The organism is Thalassobaculum sp. (assembly GCF_040219215.1).
In the GTDB taxonomy this organism is placed as follows: domain Bacteria; phylum Pseudomonadota; class Alphaproteobacteria; order Thalassobaculales; family Thalassobaculaceae; genus Thalassobaculum_A.
This window is the reverse complement of sequence record NZ_JAVJSX010000007.1, coordinates 232040-249613: the sequence shown is the minus strand read 5'-3', so window position 1 is coordinate 249613 and position 17574 is coordinate 232040. Positions and strand designations below refer to the sequence as shown.

Below are 17574 nucleotides of genomic sequence, written 5' to 3'. Positions count from 1 at the left end.
AGAACAAATCAAGAACGACACCTGATCAATCCCTCGGTCAAGCAGGCGCCGGTCCTTCATCGTCCGGATCCAGCCGACGACCGTCATGCTGCCGGACCGACTCGTCGCTGCGCCGCGCGTCGAACTGGCGCTCGGCCTTGGTACGGCCGTATGTCGTCCGGTTCTCCGCCGCCTTCGCCTCGCGCGCCACCCGTTCCTTGTGCTTGCGGTGGCTTCTGAGGTTCACGACATTGCCGCTCACGGAACCAGCTCCTCCGCGGTGAACGCCCTGGGCCCAGTCCATTGCTGGCGGGCCGCCTCCATCATCGCCGGATCGACGAAACGCGCAAGCCGTCTTGCTTGGTCGGCAACCTCGGGCCTTGACGACGCCAGCGCCGCCGCAACATCGGTGCGCGCGGCCCAGGCGCAGGCCCAGGTGGTGGTCCGCAGCCAGATCAGCCGACGGTAGGCCAGGACATGCGGCCGCACCGTCGCGGCGACCGGCCTGGGCACCGCCGTGGCCCAGGCTCTATGGAAACCGACGATATCGGGGCGGCCAGCACCGCCGGTCACCGCCGGATCCCAGGTCAGGGACGTCGGCAGGCTGGCGTGGGCGAGATCGACCGCCGGGCTGTCGTACACCGGCCGCTCGACATCCAGCATCACCGCGGTCCCGTCGGCCCGAATCCGGAAATTGCCGGGATGGGTATCAGCCAGCGTCAGGCGCGGCGCCGGACGATCAGCGCCGACAGTCGCGGCCGCGGCGGCCATCTCGGCATCGAGCAGGCGCCGCACCGAGTCGGCCAGGGTGTCCCGGATCGGATCAAGCTGGCTGCGCACCACCTGCAGCAGATAGCCGACCGGATCCGGCGGGTCGAGCAGCGGCCGGCGCCGCGCCGGCACCGGGACCGGTAATCCATGGACCCCAGCCAGCGCCCGGCCCAGCGCCGGCAGGTCGTCGGGCAGACGGGGCGGGCGGCCGTCGATCGCGTCGACCACCAGCCCGCCCCAGGGCAGGCGGCGGCCGACCCGAAGGAGTCCGTGAAGCCGCGGCGTGCTGCCGCTGGGCTCGGCGCGCCGGAACGCCTGGGCCTCGTAGATCAGCGCAGCCCTCGGGCTGAGACCGAGGTGGCTGAGCTTCGGGACCCGCACCATCAGCGCCGGACCGCCGGACTCGGGTTGCAACGGCCAGTGATCATGTACCCGCCCGGGCAGCGGGGTTTCCGCCAGCCGCCCGACGGCAATGCCAAGAATCGACGCGAGGGTGGCGCGCGAAGGCGAGGGTTGGTCTAGCATTGGAATCCCCTAGCACAGTGCCCCGGCCGACGCATGCCCCGCTCCTCCCTGCCGCGTCCCGATCTGCCGCGACCACGGGCGATGCGCGGCGATGCCGCCGCCGCGGTCGGTCCGCCCGGGTCCCGTCAGATAAGCCTGAGCGTGATAATCGTCGTCGACGGCGACGCCGATCGTTTGGGAGCCTGCCTCGACGCACTGGCGACCGCCCCCCGACGCGGGATCGAGCCGGAAGTCCTGGTGATTGACGCTGATGACTCACCGGCGGTCAGGGAGGTTGCCGAGGCCGCCGGGGCACGGGTCGTGCCGGCGACCGGCTCGCGCGGCGCGCGGTTCGGGTCAGGCGCCAAGGCGGCGACCGGCGAATGGTTGCTGCTGCTGCGTTCCGGGACGGTGCTGGAGCGGGGCTGGGACGCCACCCTCGTGGTGTTCGCTCACGAGGAACGCAACCGCGAGCGCGGGGCCGTATACAGCTACCGGGCCGCCTCCGACGACCCGGCCGCACGGTGGATCGAACGGGCCGTGCGGTTCCGCAACCGCTGGCTCGGCCTGCCGTCCGGCGCCCAGGGGCTGGTGATCCGCCGGCGGTTCCTGGCGCATCTGGGCGGCGTTCCGGATCTCGACAGGGGCGAGGACCTGGTGCTGGCACGCCGGCTGGGCCTGGGGCGGCTGGCGCTGTTCGACGTGGCGGCTCAGGTTCGGCCGGCCGTTGGACCGTGGCCAACCTGTGCCGGGGCCTTGCGTCTCGTGCTGTTCGGGCTGCGGATTCCGCCGCGCTGGCTGCAGCGCCTGGGCGACTGACCCGGTCGAGGCGTCACACCTTGCCGCGCGCGCCCTCATGCTCCCGCAGACGCGGCAGGATCTCGACGAAATTGCAGGGCCGATACCGGAAATCCAGCTGGTGCACCAGGATGTCGTCCCAGGCGTCCTTGCAGGCGCCGGTCGATCCCGGCAGCGCGAACAGGTAGGTCCCGCGCGCCACCCCGGCGGTCGCCCGCGACTGGATCGTCGAGGTGCCGATCTTCTGGAAACTGAGCCAGCGGAACATCTCGCCAAAGCCCTCGATCCGCTTCTCGTAGACCTGCTCGAACGCCTCCGGCGTCACATCGCGGCCGGTCACCCCGGTGCCGCCGGTGGCGATCACCACCTCGATGGCGTCATCGGCAATCCAGGCCTGAAGTTGATCGACGATCGCCGGAACATCGTCGGTGACGATCGCCCGGGCGGCCAGCACATGCCCGGAATCGGTCAGGCGCTGGACCAGCGTATCGCCGGACCGGTCGCTGTCCGGCGTGCGGGTGTCGGAAACGGTCAGAACCGCAATGTGAACGGGAACGAACGGACGGGACTGGTCAATACCGGGCATCGCGGATCACCGGGTCGGAGGATCGATCCGATGATATGTAGCGCGGCCACTCGCCCGCGGCCACCTGATCCAGCGACGGCTGGGTCTGGCCCAGCCGGTATCGGTAGACCCAGACGTTGGCGAGCACCTTCTCGATGTACTCGCGGGTCTCGCGCGACGGGATCGATTCGATGAACAGCAGCGGATCGTCGCGGAAGTCGACGCGCCTGGTCCATTTACCGAGGTTGCCTGGCCCGGCGTTGTACGCCGCCAGCAGCCGGAACATGTCGCCCTCGACCCGGTCGAGATCGAGCAGGTGAACCAGATAGCGCTGCCCGAGCGCCATGTTCAGCTCGGGCACGTACAACTCGTGCCGGTGATCGAGCTCGTCGTCCTCGTCGACGAAACTCGCGGTTCGCGGCATCAACTGCATCAGCCCGCGAGCACCTTGCGACGAGCGGGCGCGCCGGTCGAAGCCGGATTCCTGGCGGATGATGCCGTAGACCAGCGCACGGTCGACCGAGAAGCCCGACGACGGGGCCCAGCTCGGCAGCGGGAACAGGGCGGCATGGTAGGTGCGGCCGGTAGACACCCGGATGATTCCGGCCAGGCGAATTGCCAACCCCGGCATGTCGTTCTGCGCGGCAATGGTCATCAACGGCTCGCGCAGGGACGGGTCGAGCCGGGGGAACAGCTTGCGCCATTCCTTCTCGGCCCGCTCGCTTTGCCCGACCTGGAGCAGGGCGAACGCCCGTCGGCCGCCGTCATGGGCGGCCAGCGCGGTGAAGCGCGCGGTGGTGAGCCGCGGCAGCGACCAGTCGAACGGCACCTCGACACCAAGCGCGCGCCGTCCCAAAAGGCCGTAGAACGTCAGTGGAAACTGCGCCGCCCGGGCCAGCCAGCGGGTCGATTCCGCGGGCTGCTGAAGCTGCAGATGCCCGCGCGACGCCCAGTAGGCCCCGGCCGACCGCAGTGTCCGGGACGTCCGCTCAGCCATCGCCAGCGACTGAAAATGCTCCACGGCCTCGGGAATCCGGCCCAGCCGCCACGCCGACAGCCCGGCGGTCCAGTGCACCCAGGGCAGGAACTCGCCGGCCTGTTCGGCGCTGGCCGCCGCGAGTCGCAGCGCATCCTCGTCGTGGCCCTGAACGAAGTAGCCGACGGCGATCTTGCCGCGCTGATCCGCCACCTCGACCGAATCCAGCAGGTCCAGTGCGTCGGGGCGGGCCAGCCGCGCCAAAGCGGCCGACGGGCGGCCGGCCCGGATCATGCGGCGCAGCTCGCGCTTCAGGCTGCGGATCGCGGCCTGCTCGGTACCGGCGCGTTTGCGGGGCGATACGTAGAGCGTGACGTCGACCACCGCGTCGGCGCCGTTTCCGCCGAGATAACCGCCGACCGGCGAGGTCGGGTCCGCCGCATCGGCCGGCTTGCGTTTCATCGCCAAACGCTCGATCCGATCGGCATCCGGATGATCGGCGTACAGGGCCAGCCAACCACGCAGATCCCGCCAGGTCGATCGGTAGGCCGTCGGATGAAGGAAACGCTGCGCCTGGACGTGGCCCATCAGGATGCGATCCTCAAGGGCTCGGATCTGCCGGTCCGCCGCCTTGAGCTTGCCTTCGTCCTGGAACCGAAAGATCTCCTGGTAGCGACGGACATCGGCCTCGGACAGAATCCGGGGCAACTCGGCCGGATCATCGCGGAAACTGTCGCGGCGCAGATCGGGCGGCAGAAAGGCCGTCTCCAGATCCGCGCTGCTGGTCAGCGCCTGATCGGAACGCAACGCCTCACCGACGTCCTGGGCCTGGGACGGCCCAGCCGTGCAGACGAACCAGCCGGCAACCACCAGGGTCCCGAGGAACTTCCTTCGAACGACCCGGTCAGGCATTCGCCAAATGTGTCTAAAATGTGGCGGGAGCATGCGTTAACAATTAGGATAATTCCTCGCCCTAGACAAGCCATTGACAGACTAGGCGAGGGTCAAAGATGTGGATAAATCGCAGGCGGTGCGTGCGGTTCATCAATTTCGGTCGAATCGATCAGAATCCGGCTAAGGATCGATAGAATGCACTGCAGCAATCGGTCGGTTTGATTCAATCATGTGTCAGGTGCGGCGGTGCCGATGCCGGCTTCAACCAGCCATCGCTTCAGCGCAAGCAGGTCCTTCCAGGCGCTTGCCTTTTGACCGGGCGAGCGCAGCAGATAGGCCGGGTGGTAGGTTGCAAGCACCGGGATGGCCGCGCCATCCGATGGTCCCTGCCAATCGAACCATCGGCCGCGCAGCCGGGTGATGCCCTCTCGGCGGTCCAACAGGGTCTTCGCCGACGTTCCGCCGACCAGGACCAGGACCCGCGGCGCCGCAAGCTCGATATGCCGTTGGATGAACGGCAGGCACGTCGCCATTTCGTTGTCGGTCGGGTTGCGGTTTCCAGGCGGGCGCCACGGTAGGACATTGCTGATGTAGACGTTGCGCTGGCGATCAAGGCCGATGGTCGCCAACATCCGATCGAGCAATTGACCGCTCAGCCCGACGAACGGCCGGCCGGCACGATCCTCGTCGGCGCCGGGAGCCTCGCCGACGATCATCACCGGCGCGCCCGGAACCCCGTCGGCGAAGACGGTGTTGGTCGCGGTGACCTTGAGCGGGCAGCCATCGAACGCCTGCAGGATGCTGCGCAATTCGTCCAGGCTCCCGGCGGAGAAGGCGGCCGAGCGGGCAGCGCCGGGTTGATTGTCGACCGTGACGGGACGCGCAGGCCCTGCCGGTCGGGCCGCCGGCGCGGCGTGCCGAGCCGCCGTCGGCGCAGGCTTCAGGGGCGCGGCGGCTGGTGCCGCATGCGGCGAAGGGAGGCGGCTGGCAAACCGGTCGACCGGGGTATCGCCCATCGGCTCGTCGACCCCGGCGTCGACATACCAGGCCAGCAACGCCCGGGCAGCCGCGCGGGAATCGCTCATGGCAACGCCCCGAGCGAACGACCGTCGATATGGAATCCGGCGCTACCGCCGGTGGCTGCCCCTGGATCACGGCACATGCGTGATATATGACAGGTCATGACGCGTCGGGCCATGCCGACGGTGTTTGGGAAGTCATGGGCGGCAGGAGGTACGATGAGCACTGAACGCGAATCGATGGAGTGCGATGTCGTCGTCGTCGGCGCCGGCCCGTCGGGGCTGGCCGCGGCGATCCGGCTGAAACAGCTGTGTGCAGAGGCCGGCACCGATCTGTCCGTCGTGGTCCTGGAGAAGGGCGCCGAAGTCGGTGCGCACATCCTGTCCGGCGCGGTGATCGAACCGCGAGCCCTGAACGAGTTGTTTCCGGACTGGAAGGAACGCGGAGCGCCGCTGAACACTCCGGCCACCGATGACCGGTTCATGTTCCTGACCGCCAAGGGCGCCTACCGCCTGCCGAATCCGCCGCAGATGAACAACCACGGCAACTACATCGTCAGCCTTGGCAACGTCTGCCGCTGGCTCGGCGAGCAGGCGACCGAGCTGGGTATCGAGATCTATCCGGGATTCGCCGCAGCCGAGGTGCTTTACCACGATGACGGCAGCGTCAAGGGCATCGCCACCGGGGACATGGGGATCGGCAAGGACGGCGAGAAAACCGCCAGCTACCAGCCGGGCATGGAACTCCACGCCAAGGTCACGCTGTTCGGCGAGGGCTGTCGCGGGTCGCTCACCGAGGGCCTGTTCGAGCGGTTCGCCCTGCGCGAGGACTGCGATCCGCAGACCTATGGGATCGGCCTGAAGGAGCTTTGGGAGGTCGATCCGGCCAAGCACAAGCCCGGCACCATCGTGCACACCGTCGGCTGGCCGCTCGACGGCGAGACCTATGGCGGCTCGTTCCTCTATCACCTCGAGGACAACCAGGTTTCGATCGGGTTCGTGGTCGGGCTGGACTACAAGAATCCCTTTCTGTCGCCTTTCGAAGAGTTTCAGCGCTTCAAGCAGCACCCGTCGGTGCGGCCGCTGCTGGAGGGTGGCCGGCGGATCTCCTACGGCGCCCGCGCCCTGAACGAGGGCGGCTTTCAGGCCATCCCGACGCTGGTGTTCCCGGGCGGGGCGATCATGGGCTGCGGCGCCGGCTTCCTGAACGTCCCAAAGATCAAGGGCAGCCACACCGCCATGAAGTCCGGCATGCTGGCGGCCGAGGCGGCGTTCGCCGCCCTGAAGGACGGCACTGCCGGCAACGGAGTGATGCTGAACGACTATCCCGAGCGGCTGAAACAGTCCTGGGTGTGGGACGAACTGCATCGCGCCCGCAACATCCGTCCGGCGTTCCATCTCGGCCTGTTTGCCGGGATCGCCTATTCGGCGATCGACACCTTCCTGTTCCGCGGCAAGGCGCCATGGACGCTGCATCACCACCCGGACCACGAGAGCCTTCGTCCGGCCGCCCAGTCGATCCCGATCAACTATCCGAAGCCGGACGGCACGATCAGCTTCGACCGGTTGTCCTCGGTGTTCCTGTCGAACACCAATCACGAGGAAAACCAGCCGGCGCACCTCACGCTCCGGGATGGCTCGGTTCCGATCGACCACAATCTGGCGCTGTACGACGCGCCAGAGCAACGCTACTGCCCCGCCGGGGTTTACGAGATCGTGCGCGATGCCGACGGCAGCAACCCGCGGCTACAGATCAACGCGCAGAACTGCGTTCACTGTAAGACCTGCGACATCAAGGACCCGTTGCAGAACATCCACTGGGTGGTGCCGGAGGGCGGAGGCGGACCGGTCTACCCGAACATGTGAGGACGAGCTTGCGTCACTTCAGGCCGCGTAGCCGGCGGATCAATCTCCGGGCATCAGCCGCATTGCTGGCCGCAGCCCTTGGTGCCTGTGCCGCCAGTCCGGGCGCCGAGCGCGTGGCCGACCACGACCCGGCGCCGGTTGAACTGCACTCCACGGTCGGAGCCTATCTGGCAGCCCAGCACGCGATCCGTTCCCAGGACATCCGGCGCGCAAGCTTCTACATGGATCGCGTTCTGGAAAGCGACCCGGGCAACGCGGCGCTGCAGCGGCGTGCGTTCCTGTTGCGGCTGGAGGCCGGGCACCTGGACGCGGCCGCCGGACTTGCGCGGACGGTCGCCGATACCCCGGGAGACGGCTCCTCGATCGCGCGCCTCTATCTGGCTGTCGAACAGGCGAGGCAAGGCAGGTACTCCGAGGCGGTTGCCGAGATCGGCCGGCTCGACGACCGGCGGCTGAATCAGATTCTCGGCCCCATCATCGCCGCCTGGGCCGAGTTCGGGCGGGGCGCGCCGGAGGCGGCGGAAGCGCAACTCGACAAGCTGGCCGGCGAGCAGGGCTTTGCCGGCCTGTACACGCTGCACACCGCGATGCTGGCGGAAGCCAGCGGCCGGATCGAGGAGGCGCGCAGGCGCTACTCGGCGGCACTGGCCCGCAGCGCCACCCCGCCGCTGCGCCTGCGGCTGGTGGCCGCGGCGTTCGACGCCCGCAACGGACAACTCGACCAGGCGCTTGCGCGCATCGACGAGGCGGAGGGCAGCGTCAGCGATCCGGCGGCGCTCAAGGCCATGCTGCGCCGGGTCGCCGATGGCGGCGAGCCGCGGGCCCCGACCGCAGCCAAGGGCATCGCCGAAGCACTGTTCGATCTGTCGAGCGCCCTGCAGCGTGACCGCGGGTCGGACACCGCGATGATCTTCGCCCGGCTGGCGCTGCATCTGCAGCCGGACTTCGACCTCGCGGCGATGCTGGTCGCGGAGATCCTCGACGATCGAAAGCGCTATGAGGAGGCCCTGGCCCTCTACGAGGCTGTTCAACCGGACTCGCCATACCGGCTGCTGGCGCGGCTGCGGGCGGTCAGCAGCCTCGAGGGGTTGAAGCGCGAGGACGAGGCCGCCCGGCAACTGATCGCCCTTGCGGCCGATCGGCCCGAGCTGCCCGACCCGCTGATCCGCCTGGGCGACCTGGAGCGTGGGCGGGAGAACTGGGACGCGGCGATTGCGGCGTATGGCGAGGCCCTGGCGCGCATGCGTCCGCTGGAGCCCAGGCACTGGTCCGTGCTGTACACTCGCGGGATCGCGCTGGAGCGGGCCAAGCGGTGGGAAGAGGCCGAACCGGACTTCCTGCGGGCGCTCGAGCTGCGGCCAGACCAGCCGTACGTGCTGAATTACCTGGGTTATTCCTGGGTCGATCGCGGCGAGCATCTTGATCGCGCCAAGGCGATGATCGAGAAGGCGGTCGAGTTGCGGCCACAAGACGGCTACATCGTCGACAGCCTGGGCTGGGCGCTGTATCGGCTGGGCGACCACGCCGGTGCGGTCGGTCATCTGGAACGCGCCGTGGCGTTGCGTCCGACCGATCCCACGATCAACGACCATCTGGGCGACGCCTATTGGCGGGTCGGACGGCGCAACGAGGCGCGTTTCCAGTGGCAGCGCGCGTTGACCTTCGAGCCGACGCCGGATCTCGCCGCCGACATCGAGCGCAAGCTGCGCGACGGGCTGGCAAGCCCATCGGACCGGTCCGGCAAGGGAATCGGCGGATCCGGGACAGCCGGTGGTACCGACCGGCGTCCCGGCTGACGCTGCGACCGATAACCGGCCGTGACCTTCGAGCCGATCGAGACGCTGGCGCCCGCCAAGGTCAATCTGTGCCTTCACGTCACCGGCCGGCGGCCGGACGGCTATCACGAACTGGACAGCATCGTCGCCTTCGCCGAGGTCGGCGATGTGGTCGGTCTCCGGCCGGTCGCCGACCGTGTGGAACTGGCGGTAACCTGCAGAAATGCACGAGTTTCAGCGGGTTCAACGACAGTGGTAGTGCCGGCGGGTACTGCCAATCTGGCATGGCGGGCTCTGGCGGCCGGGGCGAACGCGCTGACCGGGATTCCGGGACTCTCGGTGTCGCTCGTCAAATACCTCCCGGCCGGCGCCGGCCTCGGGGGCGGATCGAGCGACGCGGCCGCCGTGCTGCGGTTGATGAAGACGCTGCATGATGGCGGACACCCGCCGGCGGTGGACGCGGCGGCGCTGGGTGCCGATGTCCCGATGTGCCTGGATCCCAGGCCCTGGCGCGCGCAGGGACTCGGTGATGTCCTAACCCCCCTGACGTTCGCCCGCGATCTTCCGGTCGTGCTGGTGTGGCCGGGTCGCCCGGTGGCGACGCCGGCGGTGTTTCAGGCACGGAGCGGACCGTTCGGATCCCCGGTGCCGGAAACCGCGCTGGAACGCCTAGCGACGGATCCGCTCGACGCGCTGGCGGACCTGAGAAACGACCTGACCGATGCCGCGTGTCGGACCGAGCCGGCCATCGCCACGGCGCTGGCGGCCGTACAGGGTTTGCGGCGATGCCGGTTGGCCCGCATGACCGGCAGCGGCTCGGCGGTGTTCGGCTTGTTCGACGACGACGACGACGCAGGAAACGCCGCGGCCGAACTTGCGCATCGGCATCCGGACTGGTGGGTCAGGCCGACCCGCCTGCGCGGATCAGCCGCCCAGTAGCTTCCTCAGGCTGGTCGACGGCAGGCCGTTGGCCGGCAGACCCTCGCGGACCTGATAGCGGCTGATCGCGTCGCGGGTCTTGGGGCCGGCAATGCCGTCCACGGCACCGTCGTACAGGCCGAGCCGCGAGAGCCCTCGCTGGATTGCAGCGACATCCTCTTCAGCAACCCCATCGTTGGTCGCCGTGGTCGCGGTCTCGTCCAGCGCCGACTCGGACTTGCCCAGCCCGCCGGCCGCCAGCCGCTTCTTCGCCTCGGAGTGACCGAGTTCCGCAGCCCGGCGCAACCACCGCTCCGCCTCGGCCGGATCGCGCGTCAGTCCCAGGCCACCCTCGGTCAGGACCGCCAGGTTGTATGCCGCCGCGGGAACCCCGCGCTCGGCCGCCCGGCGGAACCAGCGCGCCGACTCCGCGTACGACAGGGGGATGCCGCGCCCGGCGGAGTACAGGACGCCAAGATTGTACTGAGCCAGCGGATGACCCTGCTCGGCGGCGCTGTGGTACCAGAGCAGCGCACGCGTATCGTCCTGGGGCAGGCCGAGCCCGCGTTCGTAGAGCACGCCGAGATTGTACTGGGCGTTCGGAACTCCCTGGATCGCGGACTCGCGAAACCAGTTCGCCGCCTGCTGGAAATCCGGCGGTTCGGCCGATGCCAGCTGGGCAGCCAGGGTGTACTGGGCGCTCGGATCGCCCGACCGGGCGCTTGCCAGCAGCGCCGCCCGGTCTGCCCCGGCAGCCGGCGCGAGTGCCGGAGGAAGTGCCGCCAGCTGTCCGGTCGCCGATTTCGGCTCCGGTTGAACCGGCGCCTGCAGATCGGGAGCCGGCGGCGGCGGGCTCGGTTTGACCGCAGGGGCTGCGACAACCGGGGCGCTGGACGGGCCGGGCACGGCCGCGTCGGCCGGCTTTGCCGGCGCTGCGACCGGTGCATCGGGGGCCGCATCGGCGGGCACCGGGGTGGCCGGCGCAGGCGCAGCCGACGGGGTTGCCGGTGCTGTTGGCGGCGTGGCTTGCGCGACCGTCGGGGGCGCCGCAGGCGGAACCGCCGGCGCCGGTTCGGCGCCGACAGCCGGGACCGTGGGCGGTGGCTGGGTTGCGGGCGCGGCCTCCACCGGAGGCGCACTCGCCGTCGACGGCTGTGGTGGTTCACCCGTGGCGGTATCGAACACCGTCGCCAGCCGGGCCATCCAGTAATCGAGTTCAGCCCCTGCGGCCGACGCCGCGGACTCAGCTTCCGCCTGCAGGACTTCTGCCGTTTCGATCATGCGGTCCCGCATCGCTTCCACGGTGGGTGCGGCGCTTCCGCCGAACGCCATCCATCCGGCTGCGGCAGCCACGATGACCAGCACGGCTGCAACGGCAGCCCAAGCCGCCCGACGCGGCCGGCGGCGCGCAGGTGCCGGACGCGCCCGCTCCGGGGCACGGGCGGCCAGCGGCGCACGCTCCGACGCCGCTGGCCGGGTCAGCCAACCGGGCACGGAGGCATCGACTGTGCCGGTCAGCGATCCGTCCGGGGGAATATCGGCGGTGGGCGGGACCGGGTCCGGACGGGCCGCCCGCTCGGCGACGGCCGCTACCGGCGCCGCGGCCTCGGTCGGCGCTTCGGGCTCGTGTTCCTCCTCGGGCGCCGCGGGATCAGCCTGACGACCCTGGGTGTCCGGGATCCGGGCGTCGGAAGGGAGATCCTCCAGGCGGAACGCGTCTGATTCCAGCAGGGACGCGGGCTCAAGGACCGGGTCAGGATCCGGATCAGGCGCTACGTCATCAGGCGCTACGTCGGGTACCGCCCGCTCGGCTTGCATCGCATCCGCCGCGTCGGCAAGTTCGGCGTGGTTGATCCGAACCGCTGCCTCCCATCCGGCAGGCGGCGCCTCGGGCAGCCGGCGTTTCGCAACGGTCCGCTCGATTGCCAGGGCGATCTCGTCCGGCACATCGTCTTCTTCTTCCTCCGGTGGATCCGCGGCGGGCCTGTAGGGCGGTGGCGCCGTGCTCTCCGCCGGCCGAACCCATGCATCGTCCTGGACCGGCTGCTCGTCCCAAACGGGATCGGTCGAAGACGGGACGGCCTGGGACGGGTCCGCCACGGCCGGCGAGATCTCCGGACCGCGGGCGTCGCTCAAGGCCTTGGGGGCCGTTACCCGGTGGCGGGGGCCATCCAACTCGGCCCGCTGTTCGACCGCAACGAGACGCTGGGCAATATCCTGAAGCGCGTAGGCGATGGGGCGCATTGCAGCGTCAAGCCGGGCATCCGCGGCATCGAGCCGGCTCGCGAGCTGATCCACGGTGGACAACGAGACGCGGCCGGATGCGATCGCGCGGCTCGACGCCGGCGTCGGTAAGGCATCCGCCTTCGACTCGGCGGGGTCGCTGTCGCCATGGACCTGGGCATCGGCACGGATCGCCTGGTCGATCCATTCTCCGATCGTGACGCCGGCTGCCTGGGAGGCACGCCGAGCGATGTCGCGGGTCGCCTGATCGACGCCCTTGACGCTCCAAGCCGTCGCCTGCCGAGCCACGCCGTCTCCTCAGTCACTGGGTAGCGCCGTCACTATATGATGGTAGCGCCGTTGATAAAAGACCCAATGAGGCGTAGTGCCCGCTGAGGTGCGCGGATCAGCGCCGAAACAGGCGTCCGAACAGGCCGCGGTCCGAGCGTTCGTCGGGCAGGGTCAGTTCCTCCACCCGCTGCAGCCGTTCCGCCAGGCGCATGACCGCCCGCTCGATCGGCGCGGTGCTGGCCGCCACCGCCGCCGCACCCCCACCGCCGCCGTCGGACGGGCGCGATTGCAGCTCTTCGACCTGCTCGGCCAGCGCCGACACCTCGCGGGTCAGCGCTACGCTCTTTCCCTCGGCGCGCTTTTCGATCTGATCGAGGCGTGTGCCGACCTCGGCCAGTTCGGTCGCCACCGCGGCCAGACGCTGCTCCAGCTTCTCAAGGGCTTTCAGGCGTCCTTGGACATCCGGCAGTTCATCAAGCCGCCGTTCAAGGTCCCGCACCCGCGCCGGATCAACCGACGCCGGGGCCGGGCGAACAGTCGCGACCGGCGCCGGGGGTGGCGGCGGCGGCGCGTAGTGGACCGGCGGCGGGTAAGGGGCCTCGACCGCAGGGGGCGGCGTCGCGAGCGCGCTACGCCACGCGGCCGCGGTCGGGCCGTGCGGATGCAGTTCGTGCGGCGGCTCCGCGGCTCGCCAGGATCCCGCGCCTCGCCCGGGAGCCCGTTCAGCCCGCTCCTGTTCGGCGGCGTCGCGGATCTGGCGCGACAGCCATTGGCCAATCGGCACGCCCGCCCGACGGGCGGCCTGCTTGGCCAAGTCGCGTTCCTCGGCAGAGATGCCTTTGACGCTCCACGGCGATGCGCCGCTCATGAATTCTCCCATCGGGATCGACGTATCGGCACGTTCGGACTCCCGGAGCACTCGGTCCTGCTATCGGTATGACACCGTAAGCGGAGGATTATATGGCATTGTTGGTAATTGTCCACAGCGCAAGGGTACTGCGGCCGTAAGGGAAAACCGAGGGCATACCGTTCACGAACCCGGGAGCGACCTCTGGTCATCATCCACCGATGAAGGCTCCTCAACGGCACGCTCAAGCCGATCCAGGCGACCAGCAAGCCGCACGACGATGTCTTCCAGGGATTCAAGCAGGCCGACGAGGCGGGTCTCCGTCCGCTCGACCCGCTCGGCCACCAGCGCCGCCAGCGCCGCTTCGTCGACGGTGTCCGGGTCCGCGTCACGCTCGGCAGGCGCCGCCGGGGCCTGTGGATGCAGGTACGGCTCGACCCGCGTGCCGCGGGCCGGAACCCGTCCCGGCAGCGCCGCTGCCGTCCGGCGATGCGGCAGGCTTAGCGGCCGGCCGGCGGCCTCCGCCGCCCCGACCCGGCGAATGACGTCGCTCAGCCACTCGCCCATGGTCTCGCTCTCGCGCGCCGTCGCCGTCTTGGCAAGCTCACGCGCCTCCGGGCTAACGCCCTTGACGCTCCAGGGCATTCGGGCCTTGCCGTCACGCCGTGCCACCACCAGCTCCCTGCATCGTCGCGAATCGGCTCATTGTAACGGTTTCAGGCCGACGGTGCACCCCGTCGATCCGGCTCTTGCCGTGCGCGGACGTCCTGCGTATGTTCGGCCCGCCGGCCGGTGGGGCGTAGCCAAGCGGTAAGGCAGCGGTTTTTGGTACCGCCATTCGCAGGTTCGATCCCTGCCGCCCCAGCCACCGCCGTCCAGGGACCGTCACGCCGCCTCCGCTACGCGGCCAGCACCACCAGATCCAGCTCGTAGTCGAGACCGGCGACCCGCCGACCCGGGCGGCGTTCCGGCGGTCGCGCAGGCCGGTATCCCTGCAGGCCGGCCGCCGAATAGGTTGCCGCATCGGTCAGTGCCCGCACCGCCTCGACCTTGGTGTGCTTCTCCAGCTTGGCCGCGAGGTTCACCGCGGTTCCGATGACGGTGTATTCCAGCCGGCTCTCGTCCCCAACCGCGCCGAACACCACCGGACCGGAGGCCACCGCCAATCCGACCGCCGGGGCCGGCAGCCCGGCGGACTGCCGGCGATCCGACCAGGCCGTCGCGGCAGCCGACAGGTCGTCGAGGCAGCGCAGCGCATCGGCCGCCGGCGTTGCGCTCGACCGGGTCGCCCCGAACGTCGCCATCACGCCGTCGCCCAGGAACTTGTCGATGCTGCCGCCGTGCGCCTGGATCACCGGGACCACCGTGCTCTGATACTCGGCCAACAGGGCGATCAGGTCGTCCGGCGGGATTTCGGTGGCAAGCTGCGAGAATCCCCGCATGTCGACGTTCAGCACGGCGGCGTCCCGCAGCTCGCCGCGGCCGATCTCGATACCGGCGTCCAGATCGACGATCCGGTCGGCGACGTCCCGCGCGAAGAACCGCGACAGTTCGCGGGCCGCCAGGCTCTCGCGCACCGCCCGCACCAGCAGGCGGCGCGCCCGGACGATCGCGACGGCCAGGATCGCGGTGACCGTCAGAATCGAGACGATCTTGTCGAACTCGGCGCCGATCAGGACTGCGTTGGAGGTGAGGTACAGCACGTAGTCACGGGTCACCGGCGCTGCCATCGGATCCCACATCAGGGCGTAGCCGGCCATGAACAGCCAGCCGAGGGCCGCGGCCCCGCCGGCGAGCAGCACGTAGACCGCCTCGAAGCGCAGGGTGCGCAGCGCGATGAAGATGAACACGTACAGCAGGGTCGGCGCCTTCAGGTAGAACGCCGCCGGCTGCATGTACTGCAGGTGGAAGCTCCAGATCATGCCGAGCAGCAGCGCCATGTCGACCAGGATCGACAGGCCGAGAAACCAGCGCGGCAGCCGCCGGGCATGGGCGAGCCCGAGGCGCGCCAGGGTAAACGCGAAGTAGGCGCCCAGCACCCAGGGGATCGGCCGGAACTCGACCTCCGCCGGAAACGCCTTCGGCGAGATCGCGTACAGGGTGCCGAACGCACCGACCACCGCGAACTGGATCCAGCCGATCAGGATCTCGCTCGACGCCTGCTGGTCGCGCAGCGCGTCCCGCACCCGAACCGGCAGCACGGCATCCCCGGTGCGTGCGGGAATCGAGCGACTTTGATCGGGACGAACAGCGGGCTCGGTCATGTCTACACTTTAGCTGCGGGCGCGGCCCGGGAACGGTCAATGCTGCGTGACCTCCGGCGGCCGAACATCAACCGCTCGTGATCGAGCCGGTGGTCACCGCCCAGATGCTGGATTCGTAGGCCCCGCGGCCCACCGGAATCCGGCCGGCCGCGCCGGACGCCAACTCCTCGGCCATCCGGGTGCGCACCCATCGGCTGGCGAACCGCAGCCGAAGGCCGCCCCCGGCCAGCCACGCCGCGACCACCATCTGCTCGGCGTAGCCGCGCCAGTCCCAGGTCGGCGGATAGCGGTCCGGCAGGAAGATGTCATGCACGTGGACGAGGACGCCCGCCGGCAGCCGGGGCAGGACCCGGGTGAACAGCAGATCGACGTCCGTACCCGGCAGGGCAAGATGGCTGGAGTCGATGAACAGGATGTCTCCCGGACCCAGCGTCGGCAGGTTCTCAACGCCGGTGTCCTGCAGGGTTCTGCGGGTTACGCGTAACGACGCGGCCTCCGCCAGGCCCGTGATATCGGCCCTGGGCGCGGGATCGATGCACACGATCTCGGTGGTCAGGCCGGCATCCAGCACCGCGCGGGCCAGAAACCGCGTGGAATGGCCCGAACCGACCTCGACAATGCGATTTGGTCGGGTTTCGCGGACCAGAGCATAGGCCGCGGCGCCGTCCAGGCCCGGAAACCAGTCCTGTTGCCAGCGCGGCAACGGTGGCCTGGCGCCGTCGAACCGGTCGACGATCGCGCCATGTCGGTCGATCGCGTCCAGCACGTCGCGGAACTGCGGGGCGGCTTCGACGAACAGCGCATCCAGTTCCGGATAGCCGGCGGGCGGCGCAACAGAGGCGGCATACCGGTGTGGGATATAGAACCCACCCTGGGTCATACCAAGGACCGTCAGAACCGCTGATAGTCTGTTTTTCAATGACTTAATTCGCATATGCACGCGCAATCACTACCGATGCAGGGTCATGCCGTCTTGCGCTACCAGGGTACCGGGGCGAGCCGCTTCCGCATCGGCGGCGATCTGGTCCATGGCGTCATCGTCGTGCGTCGGATCGTGATGGAACAGCACCAGCGTCCCAACCCCGGCGGCATCCGCGGCGCGCACCCCCTCGCGCCACGTCGAATGCCCCCACCCGCGGTAGCAGGCGTATTCGGAATCGGTGAACGTCGCGTCGTAGATCGCCACGTCGGCCCCCGCCATCAGATGCTGGACATTGGGATCCAGGCTGCCGTCCTGCGGGTGCTCGGTGTCGGTGACATAGGCGACGGTCCTGCCGGCCCATGTCAGCCGATACCCGCAGGCACCGCCGGGGTGGCAAAGCGCGCGGGTCTCCAGGACCAGTCCTGGATGGGGTTCCAGTCGGTCGCCGACGGCGAAATCGACGAAATCGACATCGGCCCGGTACTCGTCGACCGGAACCGGAAACAGCGGCGGCGACATCATCCGCGTCACGATGGTCTTCAGGGTCAGCGCGGTGTCGAGCCGGGCCGCATGGAAGTGCACGCGGTTGCGGGAGTCGTAGGCCGTCGCGAAGAACGGCAGCCCGACAATGTGATCGAGGTGAAAATGCGTCAGGAAAACGTCGGCTTCCACCGGTGCTTCGGCGGTCAGCGCCTTGCCGAGTTCGCGGATCCCGGTACCACCGTCGAAAATGACCAGGTGCGGTCCGCAGCGGACTTCGACGCAGGCGGTGTTGCCCCCGTACCGCACCGTCTTCGGCCCCGGACAGGCGACGCTTCCGCGCCCGCCCCAGATCCGGATCAGGACATCGTCCTTCGCCAACCCAACCTCCCACCTCGGCGCGGAGCCGCGACCGACCGTGCGTGCGACACCCGCCCGCCCGGCGTCGGGCGGCACGTTCACCCATAACACACCCGCCCTGC

At 69.4% G+C, this 17574-nt stretch carries 15 protein-coding genes and 1 tRNA gene; 5 read left to right on the top strand and 11 right to left on the bottom strand.

Features of this window, described 5'->3' with window-relative positions; genetic code table 11:
- Positions 1 to 37: 37 nt before the first annotated feature.
- Both RIC54_RS04760 and RIC54_RS04755 read right to left on the bottom strand, forming a co-directional pair.
- A complete protein-coding gene (locus RIC54_RS04760; protein ID WP_350098392.1) occupies positions 38 to 241 on the bottom strand; it encodes a DUF4169 family protein in 204 nt (67 codons plus the stop codon).
- Complete coding sequence (locus tag RIC54_RS04755; protein WP_350098391.1) at positions 238 to 1275, bottom strand: phosphotransferase; 1038 nt, start codon at positions 1273 to 1275, stop codon at positions 238 to 240. Before RIC54_RS04755 ends, RIC54_RS04760 begins: the two co-directional genes overlap by 4 nt.
- 33 nt (positions 1276 to 1308) lie before the next feature.
- On the opposite strand from RIC54_RS04755, the gene RIC54_RS04750 reads away from it, so the two are divergent.
- Positions 1309 to 2073 (top strand): glycosyltransferase family protein, encoded by a 765-nt coding sequence (locus tag RIC54_RS04750; RefSeq protein WP_350098390.1) that lies wholly within the window; start codon positions 1309 to 1311, stop codon positions 2071 to 2073.
- 13 nt (positions 2074 to 2086) lie between these two features.
- Here the strand turns inward: RIC54_RS04750 and moaB are convergent, their stop codons facing one another.
- The 3 genes from moaB to RIC54_RS04735 form a co-directional block, all read right to left on the bottom strand.
- On the bottom strand, positions 2087 to 2638 hold the full coding sequence (gene moaB, locus RIC54_RS04745) for a molybdenum cofactor biosynthesis protein B (RefSeq protein WP_350098389.1): 552 nt from the start codon (positions 2636 to 2638) through the stop codon (positions 2087 to 2089).
- Entirely contained in the window at positions 2625 to 4505 is a 1881-nt protein-coding gene (locus RIC54_RS04740; protein ID WP_350098388.1) for a lytic transglycosylase domain-containing protein, read from the bottom strand. The genes moaB and RIC54_RS04740 overlap by 14 nt, the downstream gene beginning before the upstream one ends.
- A gap of 209 nt (positions 4506 to 4714) precedes the next feature.
- Positions 4715 to 5572, bottom strand: coding sequence for a uracil-DNA glycosylase (locus tag RIC54_RS04735; protein WP_350098387.1), 858 nt, complete (start codon positions 5570 to 5572; stop codon positions 4715 to 4717).
- 153 nt (positions 5573 to 5725) lie between these two features.
- On the opposite strand from RIC54_RS04735, the gene RIC54_RS04730 reads away from it, so the two are divergent.
- The 3 genes from RIC54_RS04730 to RIC54_RS04720 all read left to right on the top strand — a co-directional run bounded on the left by RIC54_RS04730 (position 5726) and on the right by RIC54_RS04720 (position 10086).
- Positions 5726 to 7372: an electron transfer flavoprotein-ubiquinone oxidoreductase gene (locus tag RIC54_RS04730; protein WP_350098386.1), complete on the top strand. Its 1647-nt coding sequence runs from the start codon at positions 5726 to 5728 to the stop codon at positions 7370 to 7372.
- A 113-nt stretch (positions 7373 to 7485) separates the two neighbouring features.
- A complete protein-coding gene (locus RIC54_RS04725; protein WP_350098385.1) occupies positions 7486 to 9168 on the top strand; it encodes a tetratricopeptide repeat protein in 1683 nt (560 codons plus the stop codon).
- 21 nt (positions 9169 to 9189) lie between these two features.
- On the top strand, positions 9190 to 10086 hold the full coding sequence (locus tag RIC54_RS04720) for a 4-(cytidine 5'-diphospho)-2-C-methyl-D-erythritol kinase (RefSeq protein ID WP_350098384.1): 897 nt from the start codon (positions 9190 to 9192) through the stop codon (positions 10084 to 10086).
- Here RIC54_RS04720 and RIC54_RS04715 read toward each other — a convergent pair.
- The 3 genes from RIC54_RS04715 to RIC54_RS04705 form a co-directional block, all read right to left on the bottom strand.
- Complete coding sequence (locus RIC54_RS04715) at positions 10072 to 12597, bottom strand: SEL1-like repeat protein (protein WP_350098383.1); 2526 nt, start codon at positions 12595 to 12597, stop codon at positions 10072 to 10074. The two genes, RIC54_RS04720 and RIC54_RS04715, sit on opposite strands and share 15 nt — an antisense overlap.
- 97 nt (positions 12598 to 12694) lie before the next feature.
- Complete coding sequence (locus RIC54_RS04710; RefSeq protein WP_350098382.1) at positions 12695 to 13447, bottom strand: hypothetical protein; 753 nt, start codon at positions 13445 to 13447, stop codon at positions 12695 to 12697.
- Positions 13448 to 13609: 162 nt separating this feature from the next.
- Positions 13610 to 14098, bottom strand: coding sequence for a hypothetical protein (locus RIC54_RS04705; protein ID WP_350098381.1), 489 nt, complete (start codon positions 14096 to 14098; stop codon positions 13610 to 13612).
- A gap of 121 nt (positions 14099 to 14219) precedes the next feature.
- Here RIC54_RS04705 and RIC54_RS04700 point away from each other — a divergent pair.
- Positions 14220 to 14294: transfer RNA gene (locus RIC54_RS04700), tRNA-Gln, on the top strand.
- A gap of 31 nt (positions 14295 to 14325) precedes the next feature.
- Here the strand turns inward: RIC54_RS04700 and RIC54_RS04695 are convergent.
- The 3 genes from RIC54_RS04695 to RIC54_RS04685 all read right to left on the bottom strand — a co-directional run bounded on the left by RIC54_RS04695 (position 14326) and on the right by RIC54_RS04685 (position 17473).
- Positions 14326 to 15690, bottom strand: a complete 1365-nt coding sequence (locus RIC54_RS04695) for an adenylate/guanylate cyclase domain-containing protein (RefSeq protein WP_350098380.1) — start codon at positions 15688 to 15690, stop codon at positions 14326 to 14328.
- A gap of 67 nt (positions 15691 to 15757) precedes the next feature.
- Positions 15758 to 16570, bottom strand: coding sequence for a class I SAM-dependent methyltransferase (locus tag RIC54_RS04690; protein WP_350098379.1), 813 nt, complete (start codon positions 16568 to 16570; stop codon positions 15758 to 15760).
- A 69-nt stretch (positions 16571 to 16639) separates the two neighbouring features.
- The gene (locus RIC54_RS04685) at positions 16640 to 17473 is read right to left on the bottom strand and encodes an MBL fold metallo-hydrolase (protein WP_350098378.1); all 834 of its coding nucleotides are present in this window, start codon (positions 17471 to 17473) and stop codon (positions 16640 to 16642) included.
- Between the last annotated feature and the right edge of the window lie 101 nt (positions 17474 to 17574).